This window comes from Sinomicrobium weinanense, assembly GCF_018863395.1.
Taxonomy (GTDB): Bacteria; Bacteroidota; Bacteroidia; order Flavobacteriales; family Flavobacteriaceae; genus Sinomicrobium; species Sinomicrobium weinanense.
This window is the reverse complement of sequence record NZ_JAHKRR010000010.1, coordinates 58,988-75,025: the sequence shown is the minus strand read 5'-3', so window position 1 is coordinate 75,025 and position 16,038 is coordinate 58,988. Positions and strand designations below refer to the sequence as shown.

The 16,038-nt window shown below is 42.9% G+C and carries 15 protein-coding genes; 11 read left to right on the top strand and 4 right to left on the bottom strand.

Going from position 1 to position 16,038, the window contains the following annotated elements:
* Positions 1-175: 175 nt before the first annotated feature.
* Positions 176-1,201, bottom strand: a complete 1,026-nt coding sequence (locus KN811_RS19175) for a LacI family DNA-binding transcriptional regulator (protein WP_187965916.1) — start codon at positions 1,199-1,201, stop codon at positions 176-178.
* 744 nt (positions 1,202-1,945) lie between these two features.
* Between KN811_RS19175 and KN811_RS19170 the strand changes: the two genes are divergently transcribed.
* The 7 genes from KN811_RS19170 (at position 1,946) to KN811_RS19140 (ending at position 6,108) form a co-directional block, all read left to right on the top strand.
* Complete coding sequence (locus KN811_RS19170; protein ID WP_187965917.1) at positions 1,946-2,611, top strand: helix-turn-helix transcriptional regulator; 666 nt, start codon at positions 1,946-1,948, stop codon at positions 2,609-2,611.
* A 125-nt stretch (positions 2,612-2,736) separates the two neighbouring features.
* Positions 2,737-3,432 carry a DUF2589 domain-containing protein gene (locus KN811_RS19165; RefSeq protein WP_187965918.1) on the top strand — a complete coding sequence of 232 codons (696 nt, stop codon included), beginning with the start codon at positions 2,737-2,739 and terminating at the stop codon, positions 3,430-3,432.
* A gap of 107 nt (positions 3,433-3,539) precedes the next feature.
* Positions 3,540-4,175 (top strand): DUF2589 domain-containing protein, encoded by a 636-nt coding sequence (locus tag KN811_RS19160; RefSeq protein WP_187965919.1) that lies wholly within the window; start codon positions 3,540-3,542, stop codon positions 4,173-4,175.
* Positions 4,176-4,212: 37 nt separating this feature from the next.
* Complete coding sequence (locus KN811_RS19155) at positions 4,213-4,437, top strand: hypothetical protein (protein ID WP_187965920.1); 225 nt, start codon at positions 4,213-4,215, stop codon at positions 4,435-4,437.
* Between the two features lie 18 nt (positions 4,438-4,455).
* Positions 4,456-4,977, top strand: coding sequence for a DUF2589 domain-containing protein (locus tag KN811_RS19150; protein WP_187965921.1), 522 nt, complete (start codon positions 4,456-4,458; stop codon positions 4,975-4,977).
* Positions 4,978-5,000: 23 nt separating this feature from the next.
* On the top strand, positions 5,001-5,570 hold the full coding sequence (locus KN811_RS19145; protein WP_187965922.1) for a hypothetical protein: 570 nt from the start codon (positions 5,001-5,003) through the stop codon (positions 5,568-5,570).
* Positions 5,571-5,685: 115 nt separating this feature from the next.
* Positions 5,686-6,108 carry a hypothetical protein gene (locus KN811_RS19140; RefSeq protein ID WP_187965923.1) on the top strand — a complete coding sequence of 141 codons (423 nt, stop codon included), beginning with the start codon at positions 5,686-5,688 and terminating at the stop codon, positions 6,106-6,108.
* Between the two features lie 78 nt (positions 6,109-6,186).
* Here the strand turns inward: KN811_RS19140 and KN811_RS19135 are convergent, their stop codons facing one another.
* Positions 6,187-6,330: a hypothetical protein gene (locus tag KN811_RS19135; protein ID WP_187965924.1), complete on the bottom strand. Its 144-nt coding sequence runs from the start codon at positions 6,328-6,330 to the stop codon at positions 6,187-6,189.
* A 439-nt stretch (positions 6,331-6,769) separates the two neighbouring features.
* Between KN811_RS19135 and KN811_RS19130 the strand changes: the two genes are divergently transcribed.
* The 3 genes from KN811_RS19130 (at position 6,770) to KN811_RS19120 (ending at position 13,032) form a co-directional block, all read left to right on the top strand.
* On the top strand, positions 6,770-9,961 hold the full coding sequence (locus tag KN811_RS19130) for a SusC/RagA family TonB-linked outer membrane protein (RefSeq protein WP_187965925.1): 3,192 nt from the start codon (positions 6,770-6,772) through the stop codon (positions 9,959-9,961).
* Positions 9,962-9,987: 26 nt separating this feature from the next.
* A complete protein-coding gene (locus KN811_RS19125) occupies positions 9,988-11,490 on the top strand; it encodes a RagB/SusD family nutrient uptake outer membrane protein (RefSeq protein WP_187965926.1) in 1,503 nt (500 codons plus the stop codon).
* Between the two features lie 207 nt (positions 11,491-11,697).
* Positions 11,698-13,032: an alpha-L-fucosidase gene (locus KN811_RS19120; protein ID WP_187965927.1), complete on the top strand. Its 1,335-nt coding sequence runs from the start codon at positions 11,698-11,700 to the stop codon at positions 13,030-13,032.
* 539 nt (positions 13,033-13,571) lie between these two features.
* On the opposite strand, the gene KN811_RS19115 is transcribed toward KN811_RS19120, so the two are convergent.
* Entirely contained in the window at positions 13,572-14,063 is a 492-nt protein-coding gene (locus tag KN811_RS19115) for a DUF2938 domain-containing protein (RefSeq protein ID WP_187965928.1), read from the bottom strand.
* Between the two features lie 267 nt (positions 14,064-14,330).
* A complete protein-coding gene (locus KN811_RS19110) occupies positions 14,331-15,182 on the bottom strand; it encodes an AraC family transcriptional regulator (protein WP_187965929.1) in 852 nt (283 codons plus the stop codon).
* A 267-nt stretch (positions 15,183-15,449) separates the two neighbouring features.
* On the opposite strand from KN811_RS19110, the gene KN811_RS19105 reads away from it, so the two are divergent.
* Entirely contained in the window at positions 15,450-15,953 is a 504-nt protein-coding gene (locus tag KN811_RS19105; RefSeq protein ID WP_282097926.1) for a nuclear transport factor 2 family protein, read from the top strand.
* Positions 15,954-16,038: the final 85 nt, after the last annotated feature.

The following is a 16,038-nucleotide window of genomic DNA, read 5'->3' as shown; positions in this document are numbered from 1 at the left end:
CCGCGCTTTTTACTTTCGTCCGCAGCTTCCATAAAGGCAAATATCTCCAGGGTCTCGACGGGGTCGACTGGTGGTATGCCACTATCGAAAAACTCGGCTATCCGGTAGGGGACGTTTCTGAAAACCCGGGGTAAGGCCGCAACTTATCTGGCAATTTTAACGCGCTAAGTAAGATCTATGCTCCGGTACCCCTGTCAGTAGACTCCCGTACGATCAATTCCCCGGACAGCACGATCTCCCGTGCCTGGAAGTTGTTTTTATGTGCAATATGCCGCAATAGCAATTCGCAACTTTGTTTCCCTATCTCGTAAGCGGGTTCTGCCAGGGTAGACAAGGTAGGCGTAACAATGGTTGACATGGGGTCGTTTGTAAACCCGATGACTCCGAAATCTTTTCCGATGTGTACACCATGGCGTTTCAATGTAGTCATGGCGCCTATTGCCTTACGGTCGCTGACGGCAAAAACCGCATCGGGCCTTGTCTTCGCGGCCCAAAGCGCCTCCATGTCCGCTTCGCCATTTTCCTGGGAAAAACCAGATTGGACAATCCATTCCGGATTTACCTCCATACCATGCTTTTTCAGGGCGTCAACGTAGCCCAACAGCCGCTTTTGGGTAAACAGATGATGTGTCGGGCCACCTACATGGGCTATTTTTTTATACCCCCGCCGGATCAGGTGTTCAACCGCTTTAAATGCTCCGTTATAACTGTCCTGCTGCACCTTGGAGGCCTCAATATCGGCTAAAACACGACCGAAAAAAACAATCGGCGTACCCTGTTCCATGATCTGCTCAAAATAGCTTCTGGAATCCGAACCGGTGCAGACGCAGACCAGCAAACCATCCAGGTTCTGTACATTGAGGTCCGCCAGGACATCCTTTTCGAGCTGGGGGGAGTCGTTGGTCACGTACAGCACGATCTTATACCCCTGGGAAAACGCAATTTCCTGTATCCCCGTAATGACCATCGAGAAATAGTGAACTGTAATATAAGGCAGGACGATACCGATATTGTGTGTCGCCCCTCCGGCAAGACCGGCCGCCCCGAAATTGCGTTTGTAGTTCAGCTCCTTGGCCAGTTTAAGCACCTTTTCGCGTGTTTCAGGATTAACATCATAAGAATCACACAGCGCACGGGATACCGTAGAAGAAGAGATCTTTAATATTCTGGCAATATCCTTTATTGTAGTTTTTCCAGGCATAACAATTGCAGGGTTGAATGGTCAACGTAGCTAAGATAAACAATAATTGCATTTTTCGGAATGGAAGTGTAAAACAGGCTTGCGTGCTGCCAAACCAGCTTGGATTAAGCCCTGTCGGATAGGTATTCCAGATATAGAGCATACATTTTGTCCAGTTTTTTCTTTATCCAGGTTTTATTGACCGAACAATACCCCATGACCAGGCCATTCCTGCTATTTTCACTGACATAATAACTGCTTAGCGGAAAGGTGATTATGTTATTTTTAAGCAGGTAATTGCAGAATTCAAAATCCTTGATATGATCTTTTAGGGTGATACTTCTTTCCTTTCAGCTTTTTCTTTTTTCATTGGTTTTAACCAAATTCTTTTGCTCCGTAGTTGAGTTATTTTTTGTATTTTCATTTGCTTTCTGGCACGTTTTGAAGGTATTTTCTGTATTTAAATATAGAAGTCTATAAATTATTAGTGCTTCAGGACTTATGTTTTTTGTAATATTGATTTCATAGTATATCAATTTTCACTTACCCTGAAAAAGCTACCGTAGGATTACGGGATCATCTCCCCCGATAGTGCCACGATGGGACTATGTCTCCGGAAAGAACCTTCAGGTAGCCAAACAGGCAGGCAATGTCATTATGGACAGACACTAACTACCCTAAATAATGTCCTATAAATCACCTGATGAATTTAAAACCGGAAGAAAAAAAAATGTTGACGATCCGATAATTCCTGATGCAGGTTGTATGCTACTTGAAGTTTTTGCATTACAAAGCCATACTTTTATCGGCATATTCGACACGATTCGCTCCTGTTATATTTTCCAAACGTCCAATACCCTTGATTCTGCCATAAACAAAGATAACACAGATCACTACCTGGGGTTTGTACACAATAAAAAAATCCAGAACAGAATAATAGACCTGGAGACGGAAATTATTGCTCAGTTTACCCAGGAAGAAAAGAAGGATGTCAGGATATTTATCTGTGGAGGCTATCCTGTCAGGGCCGATCAAAACAGGATAAAGCATCTGTTGCAAAGAATACCATTGGCATTTGGCCCTAAAGTTTATCCGGGTATTTATTTAGACAACATACAAAATGTTGCACACCTCATTTCAGGAGATGGATACTGGCTCAGGATAAAAACAGGGGAAAAAGTGTATTCCTGGTTTTCTGATGAGGAGAAACTGCTAAGGCATGATATCATTTCGAAAAGAGAGAAAGAAGTGATCAAATGTTGGGCCCACGGATATTCACTTTCAAAAATCGGGGATACACTTTTTATCAGTATCAATACGGTAAAAAATCACCTGAAAGCATGCCGAAACAGGTTGCTGGCACGTGATAACGCCAGCCTGGTACAACTTTGCCTGTTAAGTGGAACTATTCGCCCAGGTGCATTTTTATGATCATTTAAATCTTTCAGTAGCTTAAAAATGGCCCATCGGGCTATTGTATGGCCCTTTTCTCCCTTTTACCTTTATACCACCAATAAAAAGTAACTTTATTTATTAACCTATTAAACTTAACCACTATGGACACAGAACTCGTTTCAATGGCCCAGCAATTCACAGGTCTTCCTATGAATGCACTGATCGGCGCTCCTCTGAATGCCGCTGCAAAAGCAAATGCAGCAATGGCAGTTACACAAACCAAATTTATACTGGATACCTGCTTTGGTTATGAGGAATCAGGTAAAAAAGGTGAAGATGTAGAGTACGAACCTGTTATGGTTAAAATGACTATAACTAGAGGCGTAATCCAGCCCCAACCAGAGAAGAATAATGAAGTGCAACCACCAAAGATTGTTCCTGTTAAAACAACTTTTGACCTGCCCCTGCTGACCATTATTCCAATCAATTCATTGGGGGTTGACGAAGTGAACATCACCTTTGAAATGGAGGTGAAATCCAGTTATTCTGAAGAACAGACTGATGAAACAGAGAAAAATATCCAGGCGCAAGCCAGCTGGGATGTAAAAGTGGGCTGGGGGCCTATCTCTGCGGAAGTGAAAGGAAGTGCCAGTTATGATCAAAAAGACTCTTCCTCACACAGTACACATTATCAGAAAAGCAATTCGGCTAAATATACCGTGTTGGTCCATGCCGGGCAATTACCGGTACCCAAAGGTGTAAATACCATTATTGAAGCATATACCAATGCTATTCAGCCTATAGAAATGCCCGCACCGGCTAATAGTTCAAGCGGCGGCGGTACAGGTGGTAGCTAAGAAAGGCTCATTGTTCACCTTGACAGGATAGAGAAAAGTTATCCGGAGGCCTGTTGATAGCTTTTCTCTATTATCCTTTCACTCTAACATTGTTTATATTTTTACTTATGATGAACCTGAAAACACATGCTTTTAATCCGGAAATATACAGAAACCTGGATATAGAAGAGATTATCAGTGCACCACTGATTGCGGCTACTTCCGCTAATGGAATGATGGCCAGGGAACAAGTTCGGTTTCTCATGGATTTCTGCTTCAACAAAGAAGGAGAAAACTACAAACCGGTGATGATCAGGACGGCCATTGTAAACAGCATAATCGAGCCAGGTAAAGAAGCCGGTGATAAAGGGGTTATTCGCCGTATAACAACCAGTTTTTATTTGCCTTTGCTTACTATTATTCCTATAAATTCCCTGGCCGTAGAAACTACTTCAGTAAATTTTGAAATAGAACTTACCGGTCAGACTACAAAAACGGATAGTAATGAAGGGGCAAAATCTGGGAACCCGCCGGCTACTCCTCCCAGACCCCGTCTTTTGGGCAAGGTAAGTTATGATTCAAAAGAAAGGTCCGGGCAATCTGATAAATACCAGAACCGCAGTTCCAATTCATCAGGATTGAAAGTAGATATTAAGGCCGGACAATTGCCCCTTCCACCGGGGATGACCACCCTTTTAGATCTTTATACAAAATCAATAGGGCCCTTTGAGCAGCCAGATAAAACGGCTGAGAAAGAAGGATGACAGACTTTTTAAATGAATCACTTATTGGTAATAAATTATGAATGACCAGCAATTTATACCCTGTCCTACTGAAAATTGTTCAGGAAATATCTTTTTTGATCCTCATGAATTAATGCGCGGAGCTCAATTTGTGTGCCCGATTTGTAATACAGTCGTCGGACTTGCACCAGAAAGCAGAGAGATTGTAAATGAAGCGATTGAAAAGTTTGATGAGCTGAAACGAGATATTATTAAAATGAAAAAAGATCATTCAATGTCTTAATTTTTTAATACCCTACTTATGATCAGTCTTAAAGCATTTGTCAATGCCATTCACGATGCTATTTTAGGCGCTAATGATGCGCTGAGCGACCAGAACCTGGAAATCCTCAATAAGTATTTTGAAAAAGATGCAAACGTGCAGCAGGGGCAGCAGGCAAATAGGGATGTTTCCGAGGAGGCAGACCTGCCACATACCCTGAAAGCTAAATCAGTTGAGCTTGAATACCCGCAACAAACCAGTGAAGGAACGAAAATGGTGGGTGTTGAAGTACCTTTAATTACACTGGCACCTTTATCCTTATCCCAGATAGAGAAAGTAAAGTTGTCTGCCGACTTTCAGATCCAGGTCATAGGCGATGAATTGCAATTACTATTTCCAAAAGAACGGCCACCCGGAAAAAAATCGTTGTTCAGAAAAAGCCCTCAAAAAAAAGGAACCCTAGGAAAAATAGAGATAACCATCACTCCGGCAGAATTGTCTGATGGACTGAAAGTATTGGTGGAAGGATACGAAAAAACCTTAAAATCTCAAATTCCATAATCTCAATCTAAATCTTTAAAGCCATGAGCAAGCAAACGCAAGTAGTAGACTGGGCGCTTAACGTAGCGCGGCAAAACCAGAAATTCAAATGGACAAATAATCCAAATTATAGCTCTTTAACCCTTTGGGTAGCCAGAAATTTGAAAGAGAATCCTCCCAATCCTTTTCCTCTTCCTCCTTTGAATGAGAATTTAGTAATGATTTGTTATGAGTTTCCGTTGTATGCTGCGGCAACGACAGAAGCTATCTCTTTAACGGATTTAATAAAAATATACGAAAAAGCTTATAAGACATCCTGGGATGAAACCTTAAATGGCTATTGGTTTTCTAACCCTACGATCTACAATACAAATACTCATAAACCAGATATTCCTAAAGGAAATATCGTTTTCTTTAATGATACGGAACACATCGCCATGTCGACGGGCGATCGCGGCCGGTCTGGGAATCAAATGGTAGTCAGTTTTTGGGGATTTTCAAAAGATCCCGGAAAGGGTTTCCCTACACCCTTAACAGTAGATTCTGTTGAGGCACTTACAGAGATCATGAAACCCCGGGATGTAAAGGTAGGGTTTGCTAAAGCCCCCTGGTAGAAATTATTCGCCCCCTTTTTAATTTTCAGAAGTGTTTGTATAACCAGAATAGTATCAAAGGAGGCAATAAGCCTGATTATGTCACGGATTTAATTAACAAAAAAAATCAACTATTATGAACGACTTATGGAAAATATGGAAGACAATAACATTTATTGGCACCGGCTATTTAAATGTTATGCCAAAAGACCCGACATTCAGCGATAATAATCGTCGTGAATTTAATAACCACCTTAATACCATTAAGGGTAAAGACAAACCGTCAGAAGCATGGCTAAGTCACCTAAGGCAAATTAATTATTACTGCGATCAGCAAAATGTTACATTGCTCGATGATGAAAAAGATCAATTAGAGAAGCTCTATAACGATGTTACACATATCTCGGTTCACGATGCCGTAATGGCGGAAGAAAGTCTTTTCGGGCATAATGCGAACCACTTTAAGGAAGATACTTTAAATTACGACTTACGCAGGTATCGTCCAGGCCCTTGCTTTTTACCTAATGGAAGGATTAACTTTGGGCCTAATGAGCAATAAACTTAGATAGTTTATCATAATAAAACAAATGAAGGTCAGTGACTTATATTTTACTGATCTTCATTTTTTTTGACATATTTAAGATGCTCCAATCTGTGTCCTGTCCGGCAACATGCTGTAATGCCAGGCCAGATCCTGGCCTTCGGTTTTTCCGGAGCCGGAAGAGTTCCTGGCCTTTTTATCAAAATGATCCGATAGCATAAAGGATTTTACATTCTTCACAATTTAATACAGGTCAATTTTATTAATAATTCATAATCCGCAAATATTGTACAACTATCCGCCAATTCCGTGCAATTTTAACATAAATTAACTGATTATATTTAAAAAATAATATATAAGAGGTCTGATTGTTTAGATAACACCTTGATATTGTGGGGTTTGTATAACAGCTATTTTATTTTAAAATTGATAGAAGTGTAACTTTCCGGAAAGTTGTCCTAACTGTTCATGCCCGGGATCGGGCGGTGTAAAACAATCTAAAAAGTGGCGGCATTATGAATTAGAAATATAAAAAATAATACCATATTTCTCTTTTTCTATATCCTATAGATTCTCCTTTTAATTCCAGCCGGTGTATTGGGTGCATATACCCCGGACGGTACTGTCATGTTTATACTGGAAGTATTCAATAACTAACTTTTTAAAAACCATTAAATTTATGAGAACTAAATTAAAAGAAAGGTACAATTCCTTTTGGGAAGATGGTGTCTTGCTTTTTATGCGACTATCCTTCCTTTTGAGCTGTCCCGTAGCATTTGCCTTAAGCCCCGGAGACGGGTTTTCTAAAGATACAGATATTATAGTCTATGAGGGGCGGTCATACAATGATCTTGAGTTTGTAGATCAGCAAATTCAAATCAGCGGCACAGTGACCGATACAGAAGGGATACCCGTTGCCGGGGCCAGTATCCTGGAAAAAGGAACAACCAATGGTACACAGACCGATTTTGATGGCAATTTTTCCCTGGAGGTAACGGACGAGAACGCCGTTCTGGTCATTTCGTATATCGGGCTCAGGGCCCGGGAGATCCCTGTAAAAGGGAAAAATAATATTACAGTAGCCCTGAAAGAAGATGTGGCCAAACTCGATGAGGTGGTTGTAGTGGGCTACGGAACACAAAAGAAATCGGACCTGACCGGTTCTGTGGGAACCGTAAAATCCGATGACCTTCAGGAGCGTCCGGCCTCATCCCTGAATCAGGGCCTGTCCGGACGAATTACAGGGGTTAATGTCTCTTCAAACTCGGGAAGGCCGGGGGGCAGGGCCAATATCCGTATCCGTGGGTCGAGTTCCGTTAGTGTATCCAATGACCCGCTCTATGTGGTTGATGGGGTTATTCTTAATGTGGCAGGCCTCCAGAACGGGAGTAGCCCTATTGATTACCTGAACCCGAACGATATAGCTTCTATTGAAGTTTTGAAAGATGCATCCTCCACGGCTATATACGGGGCAAGGGGTGCAAACGGGGTGATCCTGGTAACCACCAGAAGGGGCTCCTCCGGCGGGGGGAGAGTTACCTACGATGCAGACTTCAGCATTGGTGTAGCCCCCAAACATTTGCCGGTACTGAACGCCGAGGAATTTTTGAGGGTCGAAGAGATCATTTATGACAATGCCAAAAAATACGATCCCGAAGGCTGGGCAACCGGAACAAAATACACCGACCCCAGGACCAAAAGGACCAATCCCCTGCTTTTTGATGCCGATGGAAATCCGTTGTACGATACGGACTGGCAGGACGAAGCCCTGCGGGAAGCATTTACCCAAAATCACCAGTTGGGCTTTACTAACGGGAATGAGAACGGCAATTATGGCATTTTCTTGAACTATCGGAATGAAGAGGGAATTGTTTACGGTTCCTGGCAAAAAAGATATTCGGGACGGTTTACCTTTGATTCCAACATTAATGACTGGCTTAAGGTCGGAGGGACTTTGGGGTATACCGATCAGAACGAGAAGCAGGTCGACCAGTTGGGCGGCGGCGGAATTACAACAATACGCCAGGTGCTGGAAGCATTGCCGATCATTCCTGTTCGGTATGAAGACGGCTCCTGGGCCAGTAACCGGGATTACCCGGGAATGGAAGGAGGGGACAACCCCATCAGGGTAGCCGATGAACGCCTGTATTACCTGCGTACGCAAACCGTATTGGGCAATGTATATGCAAATATCCGCCTTACAGACGATCTGGAATTCCGTTCTACAATAGGTACCAACATTATCAATCAACGGACAGACTATTTTGCTGCGGCAGGCCTGCAATATATTTCCAATCTTGGCAATGCCTCTGTGACCAATAACCGGTACAACTCCTGGCAGTTTGAAAATTATCTGACCTACAAAAAGGACATTTCCGAAAATCATTCCATCAACGCCATGCTGGGGTTGTCGTGGCAGCATATAGACCGGTTCGAGAACCTGGCCAGGTCTGAGGGGTTTACAGATACATACTTCGGGTTTAATAACCTTGGCGCCGGTACTACGGCCCAGACCCCCGGGTCTTCCAAAATCGCTTACGGGCTGAATTCATATTTCACCCGTCTGAACTATGCATACAAAAACAAATACCTGGTAACATTTACCGGCCGGATGGACGGGTCCTCCAAATTTGGCGCGGACAACCGCTATGCTTTTTTCCCGTCTGCAGCACTGGCCTGGAGAGTCAGTGAAGAACCTTTTATGAATAAGCAGACCACCATATCCAATCTGAAATTACGGGCCAGCTATGGTGTAACGGGTAACTCTGAACTCCCTGCCTATCGTGCCCTGGCAGGTTTGGGCAATTACGAAGTTATTTTTAACGGGGCCCGTGAAGTAGGTGTGGGAAAAGGGCGTATAGCAAATCCCGGATTGCAGTGGGAAAAGACCCATCAAATAGATTTTGGTGTAGAGCTGGGCCTCTTTTCAAACAGGGTGAACATGGAACTCGATTTATACCGGCGGAAAGTGAACGATATGCTGCTGGACACCCCGCTTCCCCGGAGTAGCGGATATAGCAGTATATTTTCCAATATCGGGAGTATGGAGAACAAAGGGGTAGAGTTCTCCCTGAATACCATCAATATCGATAAGGAAGATTTTTCCTGGAATACCACATTCAATATTTCGGTCAACAAGAATAAGGTACTGGCACTTTCGGGCGGCAGTGATATATACTCGGGCGCCACAGTGATCCGGGAAGGCGAACCGGTAGGGTCCTTTTTCGGAAGAGTGCACCAGGGCACCTGGTCTACGGCAGAGGCCGAAGAAGCCAAAAAGTACAACCTGTTGCCCGGAGATGTAAAGTACAAGGACCTGAACCAGGACGGTAAGATCAATGACCTCGATAGGACCATCATCGGCAAAGGTGTTCCGGACGGGTACGGGACACTGCTCAATACGTTCAGGTATAAAAACTGGTCGCTGACCGTAGACCTGCAATTTATGTACGGAAACGATGTCATTGACAGAAGTATTCATTCGGCAGAAGACCGCCAGGGCATAGCCAACAGCTACAAAACCGTTCTAAATGCCTGGACAGAAGACCATCAGAACACACCTATTGCGCAGATCAGGCCCATTAATGCTTACTACACGACCTATAACGACAGTCATAAAGTAACGGACGCCTCGTTTATCCGCGGAAGAAACCTGCTGCTGGCCTATAAGTTTCCCTCCGAGATCGCTTCAAAACTAAAGCTGAGCAATTTAAGGATCTACGGATCCGTACAGAATTTTTTCGTGACCACGAAATACAAAGGTTATGACCCTGAAGTATCTAACGGAAATTTTGCCTTTAGCCAGGGATATGCATTATACGATTATCCCCGTCCCAGGGTATTTATGATGGGAATTAATGCCAGCCTATAATGAACATTTATTTAAAATCCGGAAAAATGAAAAGAAGAACCTATATAAACGTTTTGACAGTTTTTGTAGCAGTACTGGGGTTGACAGGTTGTTCCGATTTCCTTGACGAATCGGATCCCAGCAACTTTACAGAAGACGAATATTTTACCGAACCCCACCATGCCAGGAGCTCGGTAAATGCCATTTACGCCAGCATGCGCGATCCGATGAACAGCGGTTTTGGCGGTGCAACCTGGTCCATGCTCGAATTTGCCACCGGCCTGGCTGCTACCGATCTCGGACAGGCCGTAGACAGCTATTTTGTCAAGGACCTGAACAACACTTCCGACAATGGTTATAGCCTAACCTATTGGACATCGTACTATGAAGGAATAGCCAATGCCAACCTCTCCATCCAGAAGATACCCGGTATAACGATGGATGAAAAAGAAAAAAAGCGGCTTTTGGGCGAAGCCTATTTTTTAAGGGCGTGGTATTATTTTAACCTGGTGAGGATATTTGGCCATATCCCGCTCATTACCGAGCCGGTGTCATCAGTTCAATCTGAAGATCTAAGGCCTTCACAGGCAACCCCTGAAGAAGTCTATAACCAGATTGTAGAAGACCTTAAAACTGTGGAAAGCGCCGGGCTTCCCTGGTCAGATACCTCCGGAAAAGTAAGCCTCGGAGCCGTAAAATCACTGTTGGCTAAAGTATATCTCACCATGGCCGGCCACCCTTTGCAAAAAGGATCTGAATACTACGCCCTGGCTGCCGAAAAAGCAGAGGAAGTGATTGCGTCGGGCGAGTTTAAACTTTTTGAGAACTACGATGCCCTGCACGATCCGGCCTATAAGAATATAGGAGAGAATATTTTTATGATCCAGTACCAAACCCAGATACTGCCCTCTGACTGGCAAATATTTATTATCCCGTATAATAAAAATATTTCTGCATACTCCGCCGAGACAGGGGGTATTTATGCCACTCAGGACTTTGTAAACTCCTATGAACCAAATGACCTGAGAGCTGAAGAAAACCAGTTCTTTTTTACCAAATTCACCCATCAGGACGACCGGAGCCAGGAGGTAGACCTGGGAGCGTATTTCATATATAAGCATCTCGATCTTGAAGCGCAACTCTCTACCGGGAACAGTGACCTGAACTGGTCGCTCATCCGCTATGCCGATGTATTGCTTGTGTATGCCGAAGCCTCTAATGAAGTCAACGGCCCGACAACAGCCGCCTACGAAGCCGTGAATGCTGTCCGCTCCAGGGCCGGCTTGCCCGATCTGGAAAATCTGTCAAAAGATCAGCTCAGGGAAGCCGTGTGGAAAGAACGGTGGTACGAGCTGTGCTTTGAGAACACCACCTGGTTTGATATGGTGCGTTTGCAGAAAGCGTTTAATGTCACCACCAAACAGTTCGACGATTTTGTAGGGCATAGTTTCTCATATGGCCCAACCCTGGGAGAGCGGGAACTTTTATTTCCCATTCCCACCTCCGAGATACTCAATAACCCTAACCTGGTTCAGAATACGGGATATTAGGTATATTACTTATATGATGGAGCTCGTAAATCTTCGGTTTTCCATCTGACTTTGTGACCTTTGTGCCTGCTTTGTGGTTTCCCCGTCGCGGGCCTTATTTTACCGCAGAGCGATGCCCTGAGTAAAGTCGAAGGGACTCACAAATCAGGCACAGAGTTACACAAAGTATTGTATAGAATTGAATATATAACCAAATAAAACGAACAGATGAAAATTATAAAAACACTTTTCCTTTTAGTGTTGTGTAATACTATAATGGCACAGGAAAATTATGTGCCGGCAAAAGAAAACCTCGAAGCCCGGGAATGGTTTCAGGATGCCAAATTCGGAATGTTCATCCATTGGGGAGTATACAGCATTCCGGGAGATGGGGAATGGGTAATGCAACGTCAGGACATTCCGGTAGACAGGTATGAGCTATTGCCCTCCTTTTTCAATCCACAGGACTTTGATGCCAAAGAAGTCGTGAGCCTGGCCAAAGAAGCGGGAATGAAGTATATTACCATTACCACCAAACACCACGACGGTTTTGCCATGTATGACTCAAAGGTGTCCGATTATAATATTGTAAAGGCAACCCCCTATGGCAAGGATATTCTGAGGATGCTGGAACAGGAATGCGAAAAACAGGGTATAAAACTGTTTGCCTACTATTCGCAACTGGATTGGCACCACCCCGATTATTATCCCAGGGGGTGGACAGGCAGGAAAACAGGGCGGCCCGAATCCGGGGACTGGGAAACCTATCTGAAGTACCAGGACGCCCAGATCAGGGAACTGGCCGAAAACTACAATATAGCCGGTTTTTGGTTCGATGGATGGTGGGACCAGGCCCCTCATAAAAAGGACTGGCACAAAGCGGTTGAGTACAGAATAAAAGGCGCGGATTGGAAACTGGGGAGAACCTATAAAATGATCCATGACGTAAACCCGGCCTTGCTTATAGGAAATAATCACCACGAATTACCTATAAAAGGGGAAGACTTTCAAATGTTTGAAAAGGACCTTCCGGGAAAGAATACTTCCGGTTTCGGAGGTGCGGATATAGGTCAGTTGCCGTTGGAGACCTGTGAGACCATTAACCATTCGTGGGGGTTTAATTTACAGGATGGCAAACACAAGTCTGTGAAAAACCTGATCCGCTATCTGGTAAAGGCAGCAGGGAACAATGCCAATTTCTTACTGAATGTGGGCCCCATGCCTAATGGGGACATTCAGCAGGAACATAAAGAACGTCTAAAAGCAATTGGGGAATGGATCAATACCAATGGCAAAACGGTTTACGGCACACGGAAAGGCCCCGTAAATGTGGAAAACAAAATAGTTTCTACCCAAAAAGATAAAACCGTGTATTTGCACATACTGGATACGGAGGGAGAAGAAGCGGCCATCGAGGGGTTTGGCCAAAAAATTAAAAAGGCCGTTATGTTCAAAGACCAGTCGCCTGTAAAACACCGGTTAAAAAAAGGAACATTATATATAACCGTTCCAGCCGATAAACAAAATGATGTGGACACCATAGTGGAGATCACACTTAAATAGGTGTGAATAATGGATAAGAAAAAGGCTCCCCTCTTCAGGCGAAGACCTGTGCTGAGCTTGCCGAAGTAGGGGTGTCCCGCAAGCGGGACGGGGAGTTTGACCAGGCCCAAACCTTGGCCATTTCCCCAACGTTTGTATTTTTCCAGTGGCTTGGGCTTTCAAACCCTCCGACCAAACTAAAGTCTGCCACCTCCCTTTATCACAAGGGAGGAGTCCTGTTAGCCTTAATTAAAACCAAATGTGAAAATAAAAATAGTATTCAATTGATTTATATTCAGTTGTTTGTGTTTTTTTTCTTTGAAAATTAACGCATCACCAGTAATGCTTCTTTTTAATTTTAACAATAACCTTAAAGCCCCTTCCCCGAAGGTGTGATTTTTACTGAAATAATAGGTAAGCCTCTATCTCCCTTAAGGGTTTAAAGCATTTTTCTTTGAACCCTTTTTCTTTTCCGGTCGTGATCATCGGTCAGAGAATAATACCATGATTAAATTATGGTGAATATGTCATTTTTTAAAATAAAACTGCAATGCAAATTTTTAGTGGGTATTCCTTATCAGGGTTAACAATAAAGCAGTCAAATACAAACCAATTCCAAAAATGCAATGGGTAATGAAGCTCATAAGCCTGGCCCTGTTGGGATCAGGTAAATCCGATCCGGCAATCCCGAAACCAAAGGCAGGTTGCATCAGGAAAAATGGCGCAATAATAGTAACTATTCCAATCATTAGTGCAGGGACAAGCCTGGGTTGGCCGAGCCAATTTTCCCCGTAAACGAAAACGAGAAGGAACGCCCACACGATTCCAATAGAATAATGGGCTATCCATCCAATGATTTGCTCGTTCGGGATAGGTGGTGTTTCCATAATTTTAGAATGGAAAAACTTTCCTTTCGGAAAATAACCGATCCAACGGCCGACAAACCTATAATCGAGGGTCTTTATGCCAAAAAAATTCAATATTAAAGCATAAAGATCCATTATAAGTGTGGCCCCGATGCCTGTTAAAATGGTATGTACTATTGTATTCATGTATTTAGTTTTTAGATGGGTTTTTCGTCCTGGCACATCATAAAAATTTACATGTGATTGATGTTGTACGGAATGTGTATTGACAAACAAACAAAACGTAATGGTCAGGCGTAAAAAGACGGCTATCAGATAGGTGCTGATTTTTATTGCTTTCCGCGAAAATCTGCGCCATCTGCGGGAAAAGCCCGGGTGAAACATCTTATTTTCCTGCAAAAATAGGCTGAGCTATAAGGCAGGTGATAGGACGAAACTGAAGTGGAACAGGACTTATTTAAAATTCTGTCTGAAGGTTTCGGGAGAGAAGCCTGTGTGTTTTTTGAAAAACCGGATAAAATAAGAAGTGTCTTCGTAACCTAAATGATAAGCAATTTCATTTACCTGATTAGAGGTAGCCAGTAAGTTCCTTTTGGCTTCCAGTACAACGTGTTCATAAATCAATTGTGAACAGGTTTTATCTAAAATATTCTTGGTTATGGCATTCAACTGATAAGGCGTTAGATGCAGCATTTCGGCGTAAAACACCACTTGTTTATTAGTGCAGATGTGCGATTCCAATAACTCTAAAAATTCCTGAAGGCGTTCCTGGGCATAGGAGGTATTACTTTTTGAAATACTGTCAGGTTCCTGGTTTTGCCTGGCCAATTCTATAAAAAAGATGTCCAGATTTGATTTAATAACCTCTTTGTAGCCAGTTTGCCTGTCAGAATGTTCCAGAAAGATATTATCCAGAATATGAAGTAATCTCCTGAACTTCCCTGAATCGGGTTTGTAATAATTCTTCCGGTTCGCTTTTTTAAACAACTGATTTTTAGGTTCTTTCTGAGGGGGATAAAAACCGGGGTCAAAAACCATTAAATAGCCTTTGCTCCCTTGTTTTATTGTGAGTTGATGCACTTGTCCGGGGCGGATAACAAAAACGGAATGATCGGTAACCGGGTAGGCGGTAAAATCGATATGATGTGTTCCGGTACCTTTTTCAATGGCCAGAACAAAAAAGAAATTGTGCCGGTGAAGGGCTTCAACCATATCCTTTTCGGCAAGCAGATCTCCGAGATCACTAATTGCAAAACTTCCTGAAAAATCAGGTTCTTTTATGGTCCTTACCGGTATTTCTTTCATTTGGATCTTAATACGAAAGGCATCTTTTTAGAATTCTGACCAACGCTTAAATATAGTATAATTTTCTCACCTGCTGATCGGAACATTGGTTAGTGTAACAATCCTGCAATTTAAAAAACTTCAAAGGCCCCTTTAATCAATTATCCAATATAAAACGACTGGCAATACGCAATTCATTTATATTCATTAACTTGTGTTTTTGTTTTGAAGATTAACGCATCACCGGTAATAAACAAACAAAAATAATTACCTATAAATCAAGCCAACATGAAACAGTTTTGCTTTTTATCACTATTGATAATTTTCACGACCACCCCGGTATTAATTTCATGTAATAATGTTGAAAAAAAAGAAACTACTCCCGGTCAGGCTAAAAGTGAGCAGGAATTTGTAAATATCATGCAAAGGCATTTGAATGCAGTTACAAACCGTGATATTGAGGCCTTAAAGAGCACCATGTCTCCCGAAGGCAAAATGCAATTAATTTTACCGGGCTCCGAGATCATTTATTCCGTAGACGGATTTATGGATTACCATAAAAAGTGGTTTAGCGACAGTGCCTGGACATTTGAAGCAAAGATCCTGAATACAAGGATAGGTAATAAAATAGGTATGGCCGTCGCCGAAATAATGTATAAGGAGCCGGAAAGGGAAGGGAAACCTTATTACAACCGGATGATAGTGAGCTATGACCTGGAAAAAATCGATGGAACATGGTATGTGATAAAAGATCATGCCAGCTCCGTCGAAAAATCTACCGACAAGGAATAGCATATAGAAATTCCTCATTCACCGGATAGGTCAAAACCTAAGAAAACAAAACTTTTTAAAGGGGAGTTACCTGCATTCAATATAA